The sequence below is a fragment of the Rhizobium sp. X9 genome, assembly GCF_018873185.1.
In the GTDB taxonomy this organism is placed as follows: Bacteria; Pseudomonadota; Alphaproteobacteria; order Rhizobiales; family Rhizobiaceae; genus Agrobacterium; species Agrobacterium oryzihabitans.
The window spans coordinates 2,355,939-2,374,983 of the sequence record NZ_CP071311.1 but is presented as its reverse complement, the minus strand read 5'-3'; the positions used below and the strand labels follow the sequence as shown (position 1 = coordinate 2,374,983).

Genomic DNA, 19,045 nt, shown 5'->3' with positions numbered 1-19,045 from the left:
GTTCGTTTTTCAGGTTCCCGCACGTCAAAACATCCGTGCACCGGAATGATGGAGTAGTTTATGCGTCTGTTAGTGGTCGAGGACGATGATGTCCTGCTGGATGGTCTTCGTGTCGGGCTGCAGCTTGCCGGCTTCACCGTCGATGCCGTCACGACCCTTGAAGATGCGAAAACGGCTATCGACAGCTGCCGTTTCGACGCCGTCGTTCTCGACCTGATGCTGCCAGACGGTTCCGGCCTCGATCTTCTGCGTCACACCCGCAATGAGCGGAACCGGGTGCCGATCCTGCTGCTGACGGCGAAGGACGCGACCACGGACAAGATTTCCGGCCTCGATGCCGGTGCCGACGATTATCTGGGCAAGCCGTTCGATCTGGACGAAGTCGCCGCCCGCCTGCGGGCCATCATCCGCCGGGGCGAAGGCCGTTCGGAGGGGACGCTGTCCGCATTGGGCGTGACGCTCGATCCGGCGAAGATGGTGGCGAAGAGGGCCGACAGCATCATTCCCCTGTCGCGCCGTGAATTCGCGATCATCCATGCGCTCATGCAAAACCCCGGCATGATCTTTTCCAAACCGGTTCTGGAGGAAAAGCTCTATGGCTGGCAGGAGGATGTGGAAAGCAACACCATTGAGGTTCACATCCACAAGCTTCGCTCGAAGCTGGGTGCCGGCTTCATCGAAACGGTGCGGGGCGTGGGCTACCGCGTTGGGAGGGCTGCGTAATGTCAATCCGGGCAAGATTGTTCACCGTGCTGTTGTTGATGACGGGCGTCGTCTGGCTGTCCGGCTGCGTGTGGATCTATACCAGCACCAAGGCGCGGCTGGAGCATGTTCTGGATGCGCGTCTGATGGAATCGGCAAGCATGGTCGCTTCCCTTGTCGGCGACCGTCCGGCCGATATTGGCGTTGTCGGCCACATGCCCGCAACGGGTGGTCATGCGGATGATGATGCGGCCGCGTCGATACCTTCCTATGAACGCCAGCTTGCCTGCCAGATCTGGTCCGTCAGCGGTCGTCTCCTGAGCAAATCGGACAGTGCGCCCACCGCTTCCCTGTCTGAACATGCCTCGGGTTATCAGAATACGGTCATCAATGGTGTCGAATGGCGGGTTTATGCCGTGGTCAAGCCCGATCTCGGCGTCAGGGTTCTGGTGGGAGACAGCATTCAGGTCCGCGACCGTCTTGTCGATGACGTGATCAAGGGACTTCTCTATCCGGCGCTTTTCATCATGCCGTTGATGGCCGGTCTCATCTGGTTCTGTGTCTCCCGCGGGCTTGCTCCTCTTCAGAAGCTTGCAAATGGCCTGAAAGCACGCGATGCAACCGAGTTGCATGCCTTTGCCGATAAGGGAACGCCATCGGAGCTTCGGCCGATGATCCAGGCGTTGAACAGTCTTCTGGCGCGTGTTCAGGCGACCCGGGAAAGGGAGCGTGAATTCACGACCTATGCCGCACACGAGCTGAAGACACCGCTTGCCGGCCTGAAGACGCAGGCGCAGGTGGCGATGCGCTCGGCCGATCCCAAGGTTCAGCAACAGGCACTCAGGCGCATCGAGCAGAGCGTCGACCGGACAAGCCGGATGGCGAAGCAGCTTATCGATCTGGCCGCCGTCGACGCCACCGAAACGCAGACGGCGAAAACCGGCGTGGATGTTCCCCGGCTCATTCTGGATGTCATTCAGGAACTTGAGCCGCTGAGACGATTGCGGGAGGTGGATATTGCCTGCCGGCTCTCGGAAGAGGCGGATACGATCCTCGTCGAGGCGGACCGCTCGCTCCTTCGTCTTGCCATCAGGAATGTCATGGAGAATGCCGTGCAGCACTCGCCGAAGGGCTCGACAGTCGAATGCCGCGCCGAGTTGATCGGCGGCAAGGTCAACGTCGTTGTCATCGATGAAGGGGCGGGGATCGCCGTGGAGGAGCAGGAGCGTGTGCTGCAGCGTTTCTACCGTTCGCCGCGATCGGAACCGGGCGGAAGCGGCCTTGGGCTTGCGATCGTCAAGATGGCCGTCGACCGTCTGGGAGGGCGATTGCAGTTCTTGAGATTCGATCAACGGTTTGCGGTGTCTCTGGAGGTTTGAAACGAGGGCCGCAATGCTGCGGCTCCCGTTTGTCTCAAAGGTCCTTTGCGAGACGCAACGCATCGTAGATCGCCGCATGGGTGTTGCGTGCCGCAACCGCATCGCCGATGCGGAACAACCGATAGGTTCCGGCAGGATTGCGCTCGACGGTCTGGGCAGCGCCCGCAAGCAAGGCGTCATAGGATATTTCGCCGAGGTTCTTCGAGCCCGGCTTGAGTTCGAAATAGAGATCGTCCAGCGGGATCGTGCCATGATTAACGACGATCTGGTCCACGGTTCTCGATTTCGTCACGCCGCCATAATCGCTGCCGATGTGGGCGATGAGCTGGTTGCCGCTTCTTTCCGCGGCCTCCAGACGGTAGGTGACGGTGAAGGTGACGTCGCGTTTTTGCAGCGAGCGCATGTAGGGAACGAGGTTCATCGCCATGACCTCAGGGGCAAAGGCGCGGTCCGGCGTCATGATCTCCACTTTCGCGCCTGTCTTCGCGAGACATTCGGCGGCCTGCAGGCCCGCATGGTCGCCGGCATCGTCGAAAACCAGCACATTGGTGCCCGGCTTCACGTCGCCGGAAATGATATCCCATGCCGAGACGATGAGATCGTTGCCTTTTGAAAGCACGTCTGTATGCGGCAGCCCGCCGGTGGCGATGATCACCACGTCGGGATTTTCCGAAAGAACCGTGTCCGCTTCCGCCCATGTGTTGAAGTGGAAGGTGACGCCGAGCCTTTCGCACTGGCTCATGCGCCAGTCGATGATGCCAATCATTTCGCGGCGGCGTTCGCTTTGCGCGGTCAGGCGGATCTGGCCACCGGGATTGTTTGCGGCCTCGAAGACGATGACCTCATGGCCACGCTCGGCACTGACACGCGCGGCCTCGAGGCCAGCCGGGCCGGCGCCGACGATGACTATCTTCCGCCGTTGGGCTGCCCTGGTTATCTCATGCGGCATGGTTTCCTCGCGGCCGGTTGCCGCATTGTGAATGCAGAAAGCGAGGCCGCCCTGATAGATGCGGTCGAGACAGTAATTGGCGCCAACGCAGGGGCGAATGTCGTCCTCCCGCTTGTCCATGATCTTTCGCACGATATGCGGGTCGGTCATGTGAGCGCGCGTCATGCCGACCATATCGACCTTGCCGGAGGCGATCGCATATCGGGCGGTGGCCACATCCTGGATCTTGGCGGCGTGAAAGGTGGGGAAGCTGGTCGCGGCGCGGATTTCACCGGCAAAGTCCAGATGCGGGGCATTGGCCATGCCCTGAATGGGAATGACGTCGGTCAGACCGGGATCGGTGTCGATATGGCCGCGAATGACGTTCAGATAGTCGATCAGGCCGCTCTCCTTCAGCCGTCTGGAGATTTCGAGGCCCTCTGCCTTTCCGGTGCCGCCCTCGAGACATTCGTCGGCTGTATAGCGAACCCCGAGGATGAAATCGTCGCCGACGCGTTCGCGCATCGCCTTGAAGACGTCGAGACAGAAGCGCATGCGGTTTTCAAGCGAACCGCCATAGGGACCGTCCAGCTCGTTGGTCAGCGGCGAGACGAACTGGTCGATGAGATGGCCATAGGCCTCCAGCTCGATGCCGTCCATGCCGCCCGCCTTCATGCGTTCTGCGGCATCGGCAAAATCCTTGATGATGCGCTCGATATCCCAGTCCTCGATCTTTTTTGGAAAGGCGCGGTGGGCAGCTTCGCGGTGATGGGAGGGGGCGAGGATGGGCAGCCAGTCACCCTTGTCCCAGCGGGTGCGGCGGCCAAGATGGGTCAGCTGGATCATGATTGCCGCGCCTTCTTCATGCACGGCGTCGGTCATTTCCCTGATCCACGGAACGATTTCATCCTTATAGGCCAGCAGATTGTTGAAGACGGGCGGGCTGTCCTTCGAGACGGCGGCGGAACCGGCCGTCATCGTCATCGCCACCCCGCCTTTCGCCCGCTCGACCGTATAGGCGCGGTAACGCTCCTTGGGCATGCCGTCTTCCGGATAGGCGGGTTCATGCGAGGTGACGATGATGCGGTTGCGCAGCGTGAGATGCTTGAGCCGGTAGGGCTGAAGAAGGGGATCATTCGACATTGCCGTTCTCCGGATGAGGCTGATGGAGGAAGGCTAGGTGGAAATGTACATAGGTGTCAATTAATAAAACACGTGTGTTTATGCTTTCGACAGGGGTGGACATTCGGCTTGTCGCAACCAGGCGGATTTGATAGAAATCACCATGGAAGCGACATTGAACGAGACCGGTTGGCGCGGATCGCAGGAGGGGTGGCTGGAGGCTGCCTATCAGGCTCTGCTCGAGTCCGGTGTGGACTCCGTCAAAATCCTGCCATTGGCAAAAAAACTTAATCTGTCACGCACAAGTTTCTACTGGTTTTTCAAGGATCGGGAGGAATTGCTGGCCGCGCTCGTTTCCCGTTGGCGCGAGAAGAATACCGGAAGCATCGTCAGGCAGTCGGAGGCCTATGCGGAAACATTGGCGGAAGCGATGCTGAATGTTTTCGATTGCTGGCTGGATCCCGGCCTTTTCGACAGCAAGTTCGAATTCGCGGTTCGAAGCTGGGCGCTTCAGTCGGATAATATTCTTGCCGAGGTGCGCAAAGCCGATCAGACGAGGATGGATGCGCTTTCGCGCATGTTCATGCGTTTTGGCCATTCCGAAACCATGGCGGATGTGCGCGCCAGAACCACCTATCTCGTCCAGATCGGCTATATCTCCATGCAATCGGAGGAGGATGTGGCCGTGCGGATGAAAAGGATCCCGGATTATATTGCGATTTATACCGGCGAGGTGCCGCAACAGCGTGAACTTGACCGATTTTATGCAAGGCATGGATACAGGCCCGGGCCAAATGCCTAGCGTGTGTTCGGCAGACGCTTTCTGAGAAGTCGCGCGATGGCGGTCGGCTTGTGTCTGGCAAGGTGCTAAAGAAGAGTCCGGCTCCCGCCTGCAATGTAACTGCAATATTCACCGACCAGTGGTGGGCTGCAAGAACTCACCTTTGAGGAAAAGTCGTTGCGAATCCTGCTGCTTGAGGATGAACCCGAAATGGCGCGAGCACTGCTCGAGGCCCTGCGCCGGCGCGATGTGCTTGCGGATCACGTCAGCACCATCAGCGATGCCGATGCTCTCGCCCGCGACGGGTCCTATGATGTGCTCGTTCTGGATCGCCGCCTTCCTGATGGTGAGGGGCTGAACCTCGTGTCGTCGCTTCGTCGACGCAAACATTCCGTGCCGATCCTTGTGCTGACGGCGCTTGGCAGCGTCGATCACCGCGTTGATGGGCTCGATGCCGGGGCGGATGATTATCTCGCCAAGCCCTTCGCGATCGAGGAGTTGCTGGCTCGCCTTCGCGCACTGCACAGGCGCGGCCCTTCGCTTTCCGACAAATATGTGAGTTTTGGAAATCTGAGCATCGATCCGAAAAGCAACGAAATCAGTATTGCCGGTTCCATCATCGAGTTTCGGCGCCGGGAGTATCTGGTGCTTGAAGCCCTGATGCGCCGGCCGAACCGTATCGTCACACGATCCAATCTGATCGAGGCGGTTTACACCCTGGATGACGAGATCGAGTCAAATGCTCTCGATGCCCATATCTCCCGGATCAGGAAGAAGCTTGCGCAAGCCGAAGCCACGGTCGAGATAAGGGCCGTGCGCAACATCGGCTATCTTATCCGGTTGAATACATGAAGGAAAAACGAAACGGATCCCTGCGATGGGCGCTGATGAAGCGCCTTTTCGCCCTGCAGGCATTCCTGCTCGTCCTCTTTGTCATCCTTCTCGTCGGCTGGATCTGGATCATTGATCCACGGCTGGAGGGCGCCAATGAAGAGGCTGTTCGGATTGTTGCGGAAAGCGTGACAAGGGATGCGCAGGGGCGCGCGCAAGTGTCGCCCACGCCCGGCTTGGTAGAGCTGAAACAGCGCTATCCCAATCTTTGGTTCGTGGTGCGGAATGCGGATGACATCGTCCTGCAATATGGAGAAATCCCCGCACCCGCCTTGGCGGCGGATTTTCCCCGGAGCATCGAAAGAGCGCGCCTTGACGCCGGGGAAACTGTCCGGGCCACCATGGAAAACCGCGATACGCCCGCAGGCCGGCTGCAATTCATTGCCGGGACGGAGAAAGGTTTCCCGAATGACGGCCTCAGTCTCTGGATCAGTATGCAGCTTGATCTGGAAAAGGATGCCAATGGCGACATACGCTGGCTTACCGTGCTGCCGGGTGTAGGTTTCATCATCCTTATCGTCGTCGTGCCCATGCTGATCCTGACCGGCATCGCGACGTTGCTCGTGACCCCGAGAGCGGTCGGCCGTTCATTGAGTGGTCTGATTGAAACGGTCAAACAGGCGAAGTCGATCAATTTCGAGAACCGTTCCGCCCGTATCGATCGTTCGAAGGTGCCAAGTGAAATCATTCCTCTGGTCGACGCCTTCAATGTGGCGCTCTCCAAGCTGGATGAGGGATATAATCGCCGTAACCGCTTTCTTGCCGATGCCGCGCATGAGTTGAGAACGCCAATTGCGATTGCGCGTATCCGGGCCGACCTTTTGCCCGATGACGCGCTGAGCCGGCAGCTCCGGGTGGATATTGATCGCCTCTCACGCGTCGCGCATCAGCTTCTCGAAATGCAGGCGGTCGGCGCGGTGGAGCTGCCCGCCGTGCAGCAGGATCTCAACATTCTCGTCGAGCGTATCGCGACCGATCTCGCACCGATTGCTATGGATGCCGGTTACGAGTTTGATTTCGAACCGAGCGAAAGCCATGTCGTGTTGACGATGCAGACGTCGATTGTTGAGATGGCGGTCGTCAACCTCGTCCGCAACGCCATCGATCATGGCGGCGGCAGGGGCGCGATCACGATCCGGGTTAGCGCTGCGGGCTTCATTGATGTTTGCGATGAGGGGCCGGGCATACCCGTCTCGGAACGCGAGCAGGTGTTCGAGCCGTTTCACCGCGTCAACACGAACGCGCCGGGAGCCGGCCTCGGGTTGAACCTGGTTCAGAAGGCAGCGGAGCTTCATGGCGGGCGAGTGCTTTTTCTCGATCTCAATCCCGGTTTTTGTGTGCGGCTGGAAATTCGATCGGTTGCGTCGAAAGATGCAGCGGCTGACACTGTCTGCTGACGAGGTTCGAGCGATTGGAGGCGCCGCGATAACGATATTTCTTACTATTTAGTTAAAGAAATTCGTGTAACTCATTTAAATAAATAAATTATTCCTAATAAATCTCGATGCATGCAATGCAGGCGCAATTCTCGCGGGGAAAATGCCTCTATCTGCTGCACTCATCCGCACGTCGTGCTGAGCGGCGCAGCAGGCCAACGGGAGCCGGATTCCGGTTCTTTAACGCGAACTGAAACCTTGCGTGCGCCAGAAGACGGCGCATCGGTTTCGTCTGGAGTCATTCATGTCGATCATCAAGAAATCGCTTGTCGCCGTGACCATTGCCATTGCGGCTGCAACCAATGGCTATTCCGCCGATCTTACGAATTACAATTCGCAGCAATCCTTCGACTACGGCAATCAGCCGGCATTCTCATGGGGTGGCGCCTATGTCGGTGTGCACGGTGGTGTCGCTTCCCCAAGGCTGAATCCACTGGCCAGCGGCCGTGGACTGACAGGCGGTGTGCAGGCCGGCTATAACTTCCAGTTCGGCTCCGGCGTTGTCGGTGCGGAAATCGAAGGTTCCTATCTTGGGAACGATGCCCGCGTGCCGAACGGCCGGTTGAGGGAGCGTTTCCGCGGGGCTGCCAAGATGAAGGCCGGCGTGGCGCTCGACCGCACGCTTCTTTACGGCACCGCCGGCCTGACCACCACCAAGTTCAAGGATGGAAATGGCGTCACGGGTCCCGATGGCTGGAAACAGGGCTACCTGGTTGGCGCAGGCGTGGAGCAGAGCTTTGGCGGCGGCCTGTCGGCCAAGTTTGAATATAACTATGTAGGCACCGGAAATGTGAGCACGACTACTTCCAGTGGCAGGTCGAAGACCGATGTGAGCGATCACGTCATCAAGGCCGGCCTGAACTATCGCTTCTGACCGGTTCATCCGATGACAGATTTCAGGGAGAATGTTCAAAAGAAAGCCGCCGCTTTAAGTGTCAAAGCGGCGGTCAAACACAGGGTAGAGGGCGGAGTTTGAAATCCCGAAAAGGTCATTCGCATTCGAGCGAAGGCTGCCGGAAACTCGTGACGTACCATTCGTTGCCGGAACTGCGTGTGTAGAAAGTGTAAAAGCAGTCTATGCGCTCGACATAACCCGGCGTCTCGGACACTTCGTAACGCTCTCCACGCCGTGTTGTCCGCACTTCACCACTTGATGATCCGGCGACAGCCTGTGTCTTGTTCTTCCGCCACTGGTAGGCCTGCTGTCCGCCGCCCAGGCTATAGATATTGTCCGGCGGCCCATAGTCCAGCATCACGCTGGTGATGGGCGCGCCGATGTAGCCTTTCATGACTGTCGAGGCGCAGGCCGAAAGCAGGATCGAGCCCGTGACAAGGGTGACCGCTGCCGAAAAGGCGGGTGAGGATCTGTCGGACATCGGTAATTTCCTCCGCTGTGGTAAGTTTCCACAGGGATAGGAACCGGCCATTACAAGTACATTGCACGTGAAAACCGCGTTGCGGGCAGTGCACCCCCGGTTGATCAGAGACCGGCGATGTTGCGGCCGATATGGCGCAGGATGCTCTTGAAAAGTTTCACTTCCGCAGGATCGAGGCCCTCGATTGCGGTTTTTTCGAACATGGCCGCGATGGGCATGAGTTCGTCGGCAAGTTCCTCGCCCTTTGCTGTCAGCGTGATGCGCACGATGCGCGCGTTGTCGGCCGGCCTGACACGGCTGACGAGATTGCGCCTGACGAGCTGGCCAACGAGCCGGGAGAGCGTGGAAATCTCCACCGATACCATGTCGGAAAGCTCTGTCAGTGTCTTGCTCTCATCTTGTCTCAACGCCGCCAGCACGCGGTACATTGGCAGGGTCATATCGTAGGATGCCAGCCTTACGGAGAAGCGCTCTCCAAGCCGAACGCCCACCCAGTTGAGCAGATAGGGTACAGAGTCAGTGAACTGATAGGACACAAGCAAAACCCCGTTTGAGAACCACGTGCGCAGAGGATGCGACGCACCCATCGGCTGTACCGGCATAATCCATCTGTTTCAATAGCTTCGCTCCAGAAGATGGGGGAATGCGAGGCAAAATCGCGGCATTTAGCAGTGGAAAAACATTTGCATTGACAAATGTTGCAAATGAAAATAATTAAGAATGCAGGATTTGGGAGGATCTCATGACATCAGCATTGTTTGGCCTGAACAATCTTGCGCCTGAGGGTGTCGGCCAGAATTTCCGCACGACGATGCGCCGGTTTCCGGCGACCGTGACGGTCATCACCGCCTGTGCCTCGGGTGATCAGCGCGACCACGGCATGACGGTCACGGCCGTTACATCGGTCTCGATGGAGCCGCCCTCTCTTCTGGTTTGCCTGAACAATCGCACGCTGCTGCACGAATTGCTGCTCTGCCGGCCCGATTTCATCGTCAATGTGCTGACGCAGGATCAGATCGCCCTGTCCGACGCTTTCAGCGGCAAGGTGTCGCCGGAAGAGCGTTTCCGTAACGGCGACTGGCAGCGCCACGAAAACGGCGTTCTCTATCTGCCCCAGGCCCATGCCGCCATCGCCTGCCGCCGTGTCGCGGCAATGCCATATGGAACGCATACTGTGTTTATCGGGCAGGTGGTTTCGGCCGATGTCAGCGAGACGACGCGGCCGCTGCTTTATGAAAACGCCCAATATTGCGCCGCGAGCCCGGCAGGCGTGCCCGCCTGATATTTCCCGGCCATATTATTACCGGCCAAGTCATTTCCGGAAGGAGACAATCATGAACGATATGAGCCATGCGCCGCAGTCGGCGCAAACGAACCCGCATGTCCGCCTCGCCAGCCGCGTTGCCGGCATAGCCGATCTTTTCCGGTCGAGCGCCAGACAGACCGAGGAAGCCCGGCGCGTTCCCGCCGCCCATATCGCGGCGCTGCGCGGCATCGGTTATTTCGATATCGTCAAGCCCCGGGCTTTCGGCGGCAAGGGTGGCGAATTCGCTGAACTTGTCGAAGCCAATATAGAGCTTTCGGCCGCCTGCGCGTCGACCGGGTGGGTTGCCGGCCTGCTTTCCGCCCATCAGTGGCTGCTGGCGATGTTTCCCGAAGAGGCGCAGGCCGATGTCTGGGGTGAAAACCCCGACGCACTTCTGTGCGGTTCCTATGCGCCGGTGAAGATGGCGGAGGCGGCCGATGGCGGTTATCGCCTGAGCGGCAAATGGGCCTTCGCCTCGGGCTGCGAGAATGCGCAATGGTCTCTCTGCGCAGCCATCCTGCCGCCGCAGGGCGAGGGCAAGCCGGTTCCCGCCTTCCTTCTCGTGCCCGCAAGCGAATATGTCGTTGAAGATACCTGGCATGTGGTGGGTCTGGCCGGCACGGGCTCCAAGACGCTCGTTCTCGATGACGTCTTCGTTCCCAAACACCGTGTTCTGACCTTTCCCGACGCCACCAGCGGCAACACGCCCGGCGGACGCTACTATGAGGAAGAAGGCCTCTTCAACATGCCGCTGCTGACCGGCATTCCTTCCTGTCTCGCCTCAACGGGCGTCGGCGCGGCCAAGGGCGCGCTTGCCGCCTATGTCGACCATGTCGGCGGCCGGGTGACGCGCGGTGCAGTGGCCGGCGGCAATAACCGCATGGCTGAATTTCCCACCATCCAGCTGCGTGTTGCGGAAGCGGCGGCGAGTGTGGACGCGGCCTGCGAAATCCTGCTGCGCGATGTTGCCCGGGCACAGGCGCTTTCGCAGGCGAGGGTCGAGGGCCGGGCGGAATTTACGGTGGATGACCGCCTTGTCAGCCGTCGCGGCCAGTCCTTTTCCGTCTCTCTGGCGCTGCGCGCCGTGCAGGCGCTCAACGATTCCACCGGCGGTGTCGGGCTTGATCTTTCCAATCCCGTCCAGCGGGCCTGGCGGGATGCCAATGCGGTCGGCCGCCATATCAGCATGAACTGGGATGCCGTGGGCACCATGATCGGCCAGAGCATGCTGGGTCTCGAACCCAAGGGCCAATATTGACCGCTCATCTGGCGGCACATGAACAGCGATTTCGGAGGAAACAACATGCAAGGCAAGGTCGCTCTCGAAGAGCATTTCGCAATCCCGGAAACACTTCAGGATTCGGCCGGGTTCGTGCCCGGTGACTACTGGAAGGAACTGCAGCATCGCCTGCTCGACATTCAGGATACGCGCCTGAAGCTGATGGATGCGCATGGCATCGAGACCATGATCCTGTCGCTGAATGCACCGGCGGTGCAGGCCATTCCCAACACGAAGAAGGCGATCGAGATTGCGCGGCGGGCCAATGAGGTTCTGGCCGAGGAATGCGCCAAGCGGCCGGATCGTTTCCTCGCCTTCGCGGCTCTGCCGTTGCAGGACCCGGATGCGGCGACCGAAGAGCTTCAGCGTTGTGTCAACGATCTCGGTTTCGTCGGCGCGCTCGTCAACGGTTTCAGCCAGGAAGGTGACGGCCAGACGCCGCTTTACTACGATCTGCCGCAATATCGCCCGTTCTGGGGTGAGGTGGAAAAGCTCGATGTGCCTTTCTACCTGCATCCGCGCAATCCGCTGCCGCAGGATTCGCGTATCTATGATGGTCACCCCTGGCTGCTTGGCCCCACCTGGGCATTCGCGCAGGAAACGGCGGTTCACGCGCTGCGCCTCATGGCGTCTGGGCTGTTCGACGAGCATCCGCGTCTCAACATCATTCTCGGCCATATGGGCGAGGGCCTGCCCTACATGATGTGGCGCATAGACCACCGCAATGCCTGGGTGAAGCTGCCGCCGCGCTATCCGGCCAAGCGCCGTTTCATGGATTATTTCAACGAGAATTTCCACATCACCACCTCGGGCAATTTCCGCACCCAGACCCTGATCGACGCCATTCTCGAAATCGGCGCCGACCGCATCCTGTTCTCCACCGACTGGCCGTTCGAGAACATCGACCACGCTTCGGACTGGTTCAACGCGACGAGCATCGCCGAGGCCGACCGGGTGAAGATTGGCCGCACCAATGCGCGCCGCCTGTTCAAGCTCGACGGAGCCTGAGCCATGCAGCCGTTCGTCTATACGGCCGCCCCCGCCCGCATCGTCTTCGGTGCGGGCAGTTCAGCGGGGGTGGCGGAGGAAATCCGCCGCCTCGGCTTATCTCGGGCGCTGGTGCTTTCCACCCCCCACCAGAAGGGTGATGCGGAAGCCTTGGCCGCTCGGCTCGGTCCACTGGCTGCCGGTGTCTTTTCCGATGCGGCCATGCATACACCGGTCGAGGTGACGAAAAGGGCGGTCGAAGCCTATCGCGCCGCCGGTGCCGATTGCGTGGTGTCGCTCGGCGGTGGTTCCACCACCGGTCTCGGCAAGGCCATTGCGCTGCGCACCGATGCGGCGCAGATCGTCATTCCGACGACCTATGCCGGCTCCGAGGTGACACCCATTCTCGGCCAGACGGAAAATGGCGTGAAGACCACCATGCGCGGGCCTGAAATCCTGCCGGAAGTGGTGATTTACGATGCGGAGCTGACACTTGGTCTGCCTGTTGCCATCAGCATGACGAGCGGGCTGAACGCCATGGCCCATGCGGCGGAGGCCCTTTATGCGCAGGACCGAAATCCGATCATCAGTTTGATGGCGATGGAGGGATTGCGGGCGATGGTCGAGGCGCTTCCCGGCGTGAGTGCGCAGCCGCAGGATATCAAGGCGCGGGAAACGGCACTTTACGGCGCATGGCTGTGCGGCACGGTGCTGGGCGCTGTGGGCATGTCGCTGCATCACAAGCTTTGCCATACGCTGGGGGGTAGTCTGGACCTGCCGCATGCGGAAACCCATGCGGTGCTTCTGCCACATACCGTCGCCTATGTGGAAGAGGCGGTGCCGGATCTGTTGGCGCCGCTTGCGGCACTGGTTGGCGGCAGGGCCGGGGCAGGACTTTACGACTTTGCCGCCCGGCTTGGTGCGCCGGTTAGTCTTGCCGCGCTCGGCGTGCGGCCGGAAAATCTCGACCCTATGGCCGAGCTTGCGACGGCCAATCCTTACTGGTGCCCGCGGCCAATCGAAAAGACCGCGATCCGCGCCCTGTTGCAACGCGCCTTCGAGGGCGCACGGCCGGAGTGATGGGAGGAAGACATGACGGACATGAACACGACCGGTGACGACGGCTATTTTGTCGAGGAACGTTCGGCCGAAACCGTGATCGCCCGTATGCGCGATTGCGACGATCCGCGCCTCAAGGAGATCATGGCGGTCGTTACCCGCAAACTTCATGAGGCGGTGAAAGAGATCGAACCGACCGAGGAAGAATGGATGAAGGCAATCCATTTTCTCACTGAGGTCGGCCAGATCTGCAATGAATGGCGGCAGGAGTGGATCCTGTTTTCGGATATTCTCGGCGTCTCCATGCTGGTCGATGCGATCAACCATCGCAAACCGAGCGGCGCTTCGGAATCCACCGTTCTTGGGCCTTTTCATGTGGCCGATGCGCCGGAAATGCCGATGGGCGCCAATATCTGCCTGGACGGCAAGGGCGAGGACATGCTGGTGACCGGCCGCATCCTCGATACCGATGGAGTGCCGGTCGCAGGCGCCCGCATCGATGTCTGGCAGGCCAATGACGAAGGTTTCTACGACGTGCAGCAGAAGGGTATTCAGCCCGATTTCAACCTGCGCGGCGTCTTCATCACCGGTGATGACGGGCGCTACTGGTTTCGGGCGGCGAAGCCGAAATATTACCCGATACCGGATGACGGCCCTGTCGGGCAGTTGCTGCGGGCCATGGGGCGTCATCCCTACCGGCCAGCGCATCTGCACTATATCGTTTCAGCGCGGGGGTTTACCACGCTGGTCACGCATATTTTCGATCCTGATGATCCCTACATCCGTTCGGACGCGGTTTTTGGCGTGAAGGAAAGCCTGCTGGCCGATTTCCAGCGGGTGGAAGATGCGGAAAAGGCTGGGGATCTGGGTTTCACCGGCGACTGGTTCTGGTCGGTGACCCACGATTTCGTGCTCGCCAGATGACCGGCGCGAGTGATCGTCCGAGGTTTTACGTGCGCTTTGCCGAAAGCGATCCCGCTGCCGTGGAGCAACGGGCGGCACAGATGGATGCCCACAAGGCTCATTTGCGTAACGAGGTCGGTTTGCCGCAAGGGTTCAGAATTCTTGCATCCGGGCCGATGCAGGCTGGGAGCGGCGGGTCTGCAGCCGCCCTCATCATTGCCGAAGCTCTCTGCATTGAGGATGTGATTGCTTTCAGCGACGCCGATCCTTTTGTCATCCACGGCGTCTATAACCGCATTCGTATTTTGAGCTGGACGCCGACGCTATCGAGGATTTCAGGGCTGCAGCGCGACTGAAACCCATGTCTGTCATGGCAGCTGTTGGCCGTTAATATTTCAATTGCAATTTTTGCAAATGCAACATTTAATCGAAGGCGGGTAATATCGGCGATAGGTGTCTTGACAGGAGCGGGACACACATCAGGGTGGAGCAAGCCGGGTACCCACGGAGCAATCGCAAGAACGGGAAGACGCCGATCCATTCCGGATGGCGCGGTCGTGCGTGAAAGGGAGGAATATGTCCACGAATTATATGAGCGCCGCTTCAGTGCGGACGAAGAACCCGGCCGGCGTCATCGCGACATGCGGTCTGATGATCATGTTCGATGGGTACGATCTGGTCGTTTACGGCGCGGTTGCACCGGCATTGCTGAAAGAAGGCGCATGGGCGCTCAATCCCGCCATGGTTGGGCGGGCCGCGGCGCTGACGCTGTTCGGCATGCTGCTCGGCGCATTATTCGCCGGCACCATGGCGGACCGCATCGGCCGCCGGAAGGTCGTTCTCATCAGCCTCGCCGGATTTTCAGCAATGATGATCGCCTCGGCCATGACGCCGAACTTCCTCGCTTTTGAAATCACGCGGTTTCTCGCCGGTCTGGGGCTCGGCGCTCTCCTGCCGACGGTGACGGCACTGGTGCTGGAATTCTCGCCGCCCAAACGCAGGGCGCAGGCAAATTCCCTGTCGTTCCTCGGCTACCTTATCGGCGGCATCATTTCCGGCCTCATGGGCATCCTTCTTCTGGAAAGCTATGGCTGGCGTCCGCTGATGCTGATCGGCGGCCTGCCGCTCATTCTTCTGCCGCTGTTCATGCGGTTCCTGCCGGAATCGCCGGAATGGCTGGCGAGCAAGGGCCGGCAGGCGGAAGCTGACGGAATTTGCGATACCTACGGCCTGCAACGCATCGTGCCGCATGCCAAGATTGAAAAGGGCGGCGTGAGCGCCCTGTTTTCGGAAGGCCGGCTGCTTTCGACACTGAATGCCTGGGGCATTCACTTTTGCTCGCTGCTCTTGACCTTCGGCATGGTCAACTGGCTGCCCACCATCATGAACAAGATGGGCTACGATATCAGCTCGGCACTCAGCTTCTCGATCATGCTCAATGTCGGGGCCGCGATCGGCATTCTCGTGGGCGGACGCTTTGCCGACAAGGGGAACGTCAAGGTGGTCGTGGCGGTTCTCTTCGCCATCGGTGCCGCCTCCATCTGGGCCCTGACAGTCAACAAGGGGCCGCTTCTCTATTTCTTCGTCGCCCTTGCCGGTGCCGGAACGATTGGAACCCAGATTCTTGCCAATGTTCTGGTTGGACGGCTTTACCCCGTCCATATTCGTGGCACGGGTCTCGGCTTTTCGCTGGCAGTCGGGCGGCTGGGCGGCATTGCCGGTCCCATGATCGGTGGCCTCGTCCTGCAACGGGGGCTGGCGCCTGAGTGGAACTTCTACATTTTCGGCTCGGTGGCGCTGGTGGGGCTGGCGCTGACCGTCTTGACCCTGCTTTACCGGACGTCCAACGACGGACGAGCTTGACGGAGACCCTGCTGGCCGCGGGATGAAACCTGTGGCCAGCAGCGGCAAAGAACAGTGCCTCAAGCCATGCATTGCCGATGACCGGTTGCCGCGCTACGGGATTTTACCTGGAGACGGGCGCGATGGCAGCCATTTGCTGCAATGTCCGTTCATTCGTGCGCTTGGCTCGTGCCAGCGCATCGTCGCGATCTTCCGGTAGCGTGTAGGTCATATAGGATAGCGATGTTTCGAGGTCGTTGTTGTTGTGGCCGAGAATGGCGGCGAAATAGCTGTTCTTGGTGACGTGGGGCGGCGCGAAATTATGATAGGCGACCTCGGCGTATAGGTGTCTGAGGCCATAGGGCTTGGGAAGTTCTTGCCGCGGCCAGAGATCCTCGAACAGATTAAAGACCGTGTCCCGCAGCAGCAGGCGGGTTTCGGACGAAAAATCGTCGATCGACATGCCGTGCCACAGTTTTCCCTGCCCGCTCGTGCGCAGGCGCTCATAGGCGGACAGAATGGTGGCGGAGCGGGCAAGAACCGGAATTTCGTAGGTAATCCCGAACTTCGTTCCTTCGCCCTGTTTTGTCTTGGCCTGGCCGTTGAAAAGGATGCTCCATTTGGAAACGCCCTTGCCATAGGGCGCCGGCGAAAACTCGGCCTGGGTAAAAATCTCATAGGGTCGTCGCCCCGTCATGCCGATCAGGCCGATGCCGATCATCAGGGGATCGGCGGAGAGGAGTTTATCGGCGCAAATCTTCAGAACCTGCTGGTAATTGTCGAAGGTGATCAGCGCGCCATGCTTGTTGGCGATCTTCTCCATCTTCACCCGGCGGGCGTCTTCATACATGGCGGCATCGCCGGTGGCGATCTTCAGCATCGGATGGTCGTCGCCGAAGGCTTCGCGGATGGCGTTGCGATATTTCGTGATGTAGGAAATGATCGTCGTCTGCGCCCGGCCCTTCATGGTGTCGATTTCAGCGTTCCACAAAGCCTGCATCTCTTCTTTGGCACCCATGCCGTTCATTGCCGAAATGAAATCGGCGATGCGCAGAAGAACGGTCGGCTTGCGACCGGCGGTATTGAATTCCGCCCGTTCGATTTTTTCGACAATGGATGTCGCCACGCCGGTTTTCGGATAGTCCGCCCGCTCGATATAGGTGTTCAGCCGCTCACGCAGCTTTTTCATGTTGCAGATGGCAAGCGGCGTGCTCTTTGGGCCGAACTCGGCCTTCAGCGCATAGCGATATTTCATGATGTAAAGTTCGAGCGTCTTTTCCGTGCGGCCATTGTCGAAATGGTAGCGAACCTCGGCGTCCCACAGATCGCGGATTTTCCGGTTTCGCAAGGTGTCGTCGCTTTTCATCGCCTCCCTGACCCGGCCGACGAATTGATCGATCCGTTCCACGAGAACTGGTGTTTTTGTCTTTCTTTTTGACGTGGACATGCGGCGGCTCCCTGAACCGGTCGGGAAATATAAATCTGTGGTTGGCAATCAACAGAAGCATGGTTGTGGGAATACCATGAACATCCAGCGCCGGCCGGTTTCTTTTGAATAATACTTTAAGCGATTCCGCAAGCAGGGCCGCGAAGCGGGAACCATCAGGCAAGGTATTGGAGCCACATCGTCCATTCGGCAATGCCTGAAAGCCGCCAGTCTGGGCAGTCAGTCTGGTCAGTTTATTTGGGAAGCCGGGTCTTCAGCGATGTCACGATCCTGTTGGCAAGCGCTTCGTAATCCTCGTCGAAATGGTGGCCGCCTTCAATGCCGAGCGTTTCCACGCCCTTCGCCTTCAGGCCGGGGCAGGGGTCTTCATCCTCTTCCTCCGTGCCGTAAATGCACTGCACCAGTTTCGGATCGATCTTGGCGATGTCGTCCACCGTCTTGCCGCCCTTGCCTTCGCCGGCCACGCCGAGCCAGCCCTGAACGGAAATCTCGAAATCCACCTCCGTGGACAACCCCATGAGCGTGAGCTGTACGACATGCGATTTCGCGCGTTCCGGCAGCAGGTTGAAGGTCGCCGGAATGATGTCGGCACCGAAAGAATAGCCGATCAGCACAACGTTTCGAACCTTCCATTCCTTGCGGTAGGTGTCGATGATGCGTGCAAGGTCGCCTGCGACTTCCTGTGGCTGTTTTTCTTTCCAGAAATAACGCAGGGCATCGACACCGATCACGGGTATGCCCTGCTTCTGCAATGCGCCGCCCACTTCTTCATCGAGATCGCGCCAGCCGCCGTCACCGGAATAGATCACCGCCATGGTGTCCATCACAGGGCTTGTTTCCAGAACCTTGATCGGCAGGCCGAGCGGGCTGTCGGTATCGCCGGCGGCATCGACCTGATCGGACAAGGTCTGGGTCAGGACCTCGTCCGCCTTGTCGGTCACGTCCGTCACGTCGATATCGGGATGCAGCTTCACAAGCGCATTGACATGATCGCGGCCCTTCTGGTCCGCAGCGGGTGTGAACAGCACGCTGACCGGCGCAGGCAGCGGGCCATCGGTCAGGCCATAGACCGTTTCACCATCCACCTTGTCCTTGGTGGCGGGAGTGCAAAGTATCTTTTCAAGCGGCAGGCCTGCCTTGGGGTCGACGGCGATGGCTTCCCGCACGGTGGAGACCGGGCTTTGCGCGATCATCGCCAGCGCCAGTGTCCCGCCCTTGCCGATGCCGGTGAGGATGGGCTGGCGGTAGCTGCTGGTGCCGGCGGTGCGCTGGATCTGCTGCGACAGCGACTCGATGTCCGAGATCATATAGATGCACTCGTCCTCATCGGCCTCGAGCGCCTTCAGATACTCCTTGAAATCGATACCGACCACGGCGGCACCTTTTTCCACCAGCGCCTTGGCGCGGGTCTCATCGGCGGCCGTCCATCCGTCAGCATCGGAAATCAGGAAGACGCTGGCGAGAATTTCGCCATCCGGCACCATGATATGCTCGGAAGGGATCATGCCAGTCTCATAGGCCGGCTTATCCTGCGCAAAGGCGGCGCTGGACATGAACAGCGAGGAAGCGAACAGGGCGGAAGCGGCAAGCGCGGCCTTCAACATGGT

At 59.5% G+C, this 19,045-nt stretch carries 18 protein-coding genes; 13 read left to right on the top strand and 5 right to left on the bottom strand.

The window, feature by feature from the left end:
* Positions 1-60 precede the first annotated feature (60 nt).
* Positions 61-723, top strand: a complete 663-nt coding sequence (locus JZY08_RS11645; RefSeq protein ID WP_082182888.1) for a response regulator transcription factor — start codon at positions 61-63, stop codon at positions 721-723.
* Complete coding sequence (locus JZY08_RS11640; RefSeq protein ID WP_003492128.1) at positions 723-2,081, top strand: ATP-binding protein; 1,359 nt, start codon at positions 723-725, stop codon at positions 2,079-2,081. The genes JZY08_RS11645 and JZY08_RS11640 overlap by 1 nt, the downstream gene beginning before the upstream one ends.
* Positions 2,082-2,115: 34 nt before the next feature.
* Here JZY08_RS11640 and JZY08_RS11635 read toward each other — a convergent pair whose 3' ends face one another.
* A complete protein-coding gene (locus JZY08_RS11635) occupies positions 2,116-4,152 on the bottom strand; it encodes an NADH:flavin oxidoreductase (protein ID WP_216330211.1) in 2,037 nt (678 codons plus the stop codon).
* 142 nt (positions 4,153-4,294) lie between these two features.
* Here JZY08_RS11635 and JZY08_RS11630 point away from each other — a divergent pair, with 142 nt between their 5' ends.
* The 4 genes from JZY08_RS11630 (at position 4,295) to JZY08_RS11615 (ending at position 8,113) form a co-directional block, all read left to right on the top strand.
* The gene (locus tag JZY08_RS11630) at positions 4,295-4,933 is read left to right on the top strand and encodes a TetR/AcrR family transcriptional regulator (protein WP_216330210.1); all 639 of its coding nucleotides are present in this window, start codon (positions 4,295-4,297) and stop codon (positions 4,931-4,933) included.
* Between the two features lie 156 nt (positions 4,934-5,089).
* A complete protein-coding gene (locus tag JZY08_RS11625; RefSeq protein ID WP_216330209.1) occupies positions 5,090-5,764 on the top strand; it encodes a response regulator transcription factor in 675 nt (224 codons plus the stop codon).
* Positions 5,765-5,799: 35 nt separating this feature from the next.
* Complete coding sequence (locus tag JZY08_RS11620; protein WP_253204015.1) at positions 5,800-7,200, top strand: HAMP domain-containing sensor histidine kinase; 1,401 nt, start codon at positions 5,800-5,802, stop codon at positions 7,198-7,200.
* Between the two features lie 283 nt (positions 7,201-7,483).
* The gene (locus JZY08_RS11615; RefSeq protein ID WP_216330207.1) at positions 7,484-8,113 is read left to right on the top strand and encodes an outer membrane protein; all 630 of its coding nucleotides are present in this window, start codon (positions 7,484-7,486) and stop codon (positions 8,111-8,113) included.
* Positions 8,114-8,228: 115 nt separating this feature from the next.
* On the opposite strand, the gene JZY08_RS11610 is transcribed toward JZY08_RS11615, so the two are convergent.
* Positions 8,229-8,615, bottom strand: coding sequence for a hypothetical protein (locus tag JZY08_RS11610; RefSeq protein ID WP_216330206.1), 387 nt, complete (start codon positions 8,613-8,615; stop codon positions 8,229-8,231).
* A 104-nt stretch (positions 8,616-8,719) separates the two neighbouring features.
* Positions 8,720-9,151, bottom strand: coding sequence for a MarR family winged helix-turn-helix transcriptional regulator (locus tag JZY08_RS11605; protein ID WP_035241856.1), 432 nt, complete (start codon positions 9,149-9,151; stop codon positions 8,720-8,722).
* Between the two features lie 206 nt (positions 9,152-9,357).
* Here JZY08_RS11605 and graD point away from each other — a divergent pair, with 206 nt between their 5' ends.
* The 7 genes from graD (at position 9,358) to JZY08_RS11570 (ending at position 16,012) form a co-directional block, all read left to right on the top strand.
* A complete protein-coding gene (gene graD, locus JZY08_RS11600; protein WP_003492118.1) occupies positions 9,358-9,897 on the top strand; it encodes an FADH(2)-dependent resorcinol hydroxylase reductase component in 540 nt (179 codons plus the stop codon).
* A gap of 52 nt (positions 9,898-9,949) precedes the next feature.
* The gene (gene graA / locus JZY08_RS11595; RefSeq protein WP_216330205.1) at positions 9,950-11,179 is read left to right on the top strand and encodes an FADH(2)-dependent resorcinol hydroxylase oxygenase component; all 1,230 of its coding nucleotides are present in this window, start codon (positions 9,950-9,952) and stop codon (positions 11,177-11,179) included.
* 45 nt (positions 11,180-11,224) lie between these two features.
* Positions 11,225-12,208: a gamma-resorcylate decarboxylase gene (gene tsdA, locus JZY08_RS11590; protein WP_216330204.1), complete on the top strand. Its 984-nt coding sequence runs from the start codon at positions 11,225-11,227 to the stop codon at positions 12,206-12,208.
* 3 nt (positions 12,209-12,211) lie between these two features.
* Positions 12,212-13,267 carry a maleylacetate reductase gene (gene graC / locus JZY08_RS11585; protein ID WP_216330203.1) on the top strand — a complete coding sequence of 352 codons (1,056 nt, stop codon included), beginning with the start codon at positions 12,212-12,214 and terminating at the stop codon, positions 13,265-13,267.
* 12 nt (positions 13,268-13,279) lie between these two features.
* A complete protein-coding gene (gene graB / locus JZY08_RS11580) occupies positions 13,280-14,170 on the top strand; it encodes a hydroxyquinol 1,2-dioxygenase (RefSeq protein WP_216330202.1) in 891 nt (296 codons plus the stop codon).
* Positions 14,167-14,505: a YciI family protein gene (locus tag JZY08_RS11575; RefSeq protein ID WP_216330201.1), complete on the top strand. Its 339-nt coding sequence runs from the start codon at positions 14,167-14,169 to the stop codon at positions 14,503-14,505. Before graB ends, JZY08_RS11575 begins: the two co-directional genes overlap by 4 nt.
* A gap of 220 nt (positions 14,506-14,725) precedes the next feature.
* On the top strand, positions 14,726-16,012 hold the full coding sequence (locus JZY08_RS11570; protein ID WP_035224413.1) for an aromatic acid/H+ symport family MFS transporter: 1,287 nt from the start codon (positions 14,726-14,728) through the stop codon (positions 16,010-16,012).
* A 103-nt stretch (positions 16,013-16,115) separates the two neighbouring features.
* Here the strand turns inward: JZY08_RS11570 and JZY08_RS11565 are convergent, their stop codons facing one another.
* Both JZY08_RS11565 and JZY08_RS11560 read right to left on the bottom strand, forming a co-directional pair.
* Positions 16,116-17,438 carry a telomere resolvase gene (locus JZY08_RS11565; RefSeq protein WP_035224416.1) on the bottom strand — a complete coding sequence of 441 codons (1,323 nt, stop codon included), beginning with the start codon at positions 17,436-17,438 and terminating at the stop codon, positions 16,116-16,118.
* 233 nt (positions 17,439-17,671) lie between these two features.
* The gene (locus JZY08_RS11560; protein WP_080835925.1) at positions 17,672-19,042 is read right to left on the bottom strand and encodes a virulence factor; all 1,371 of its coding nucleotides are present in this window, start codon (positions 19,040-19,042) and stop codon (positions 17,672-17,674) included.
* Between the last annotated feature and the right edge of the window lie 3 nt (positions 19,043-19,045).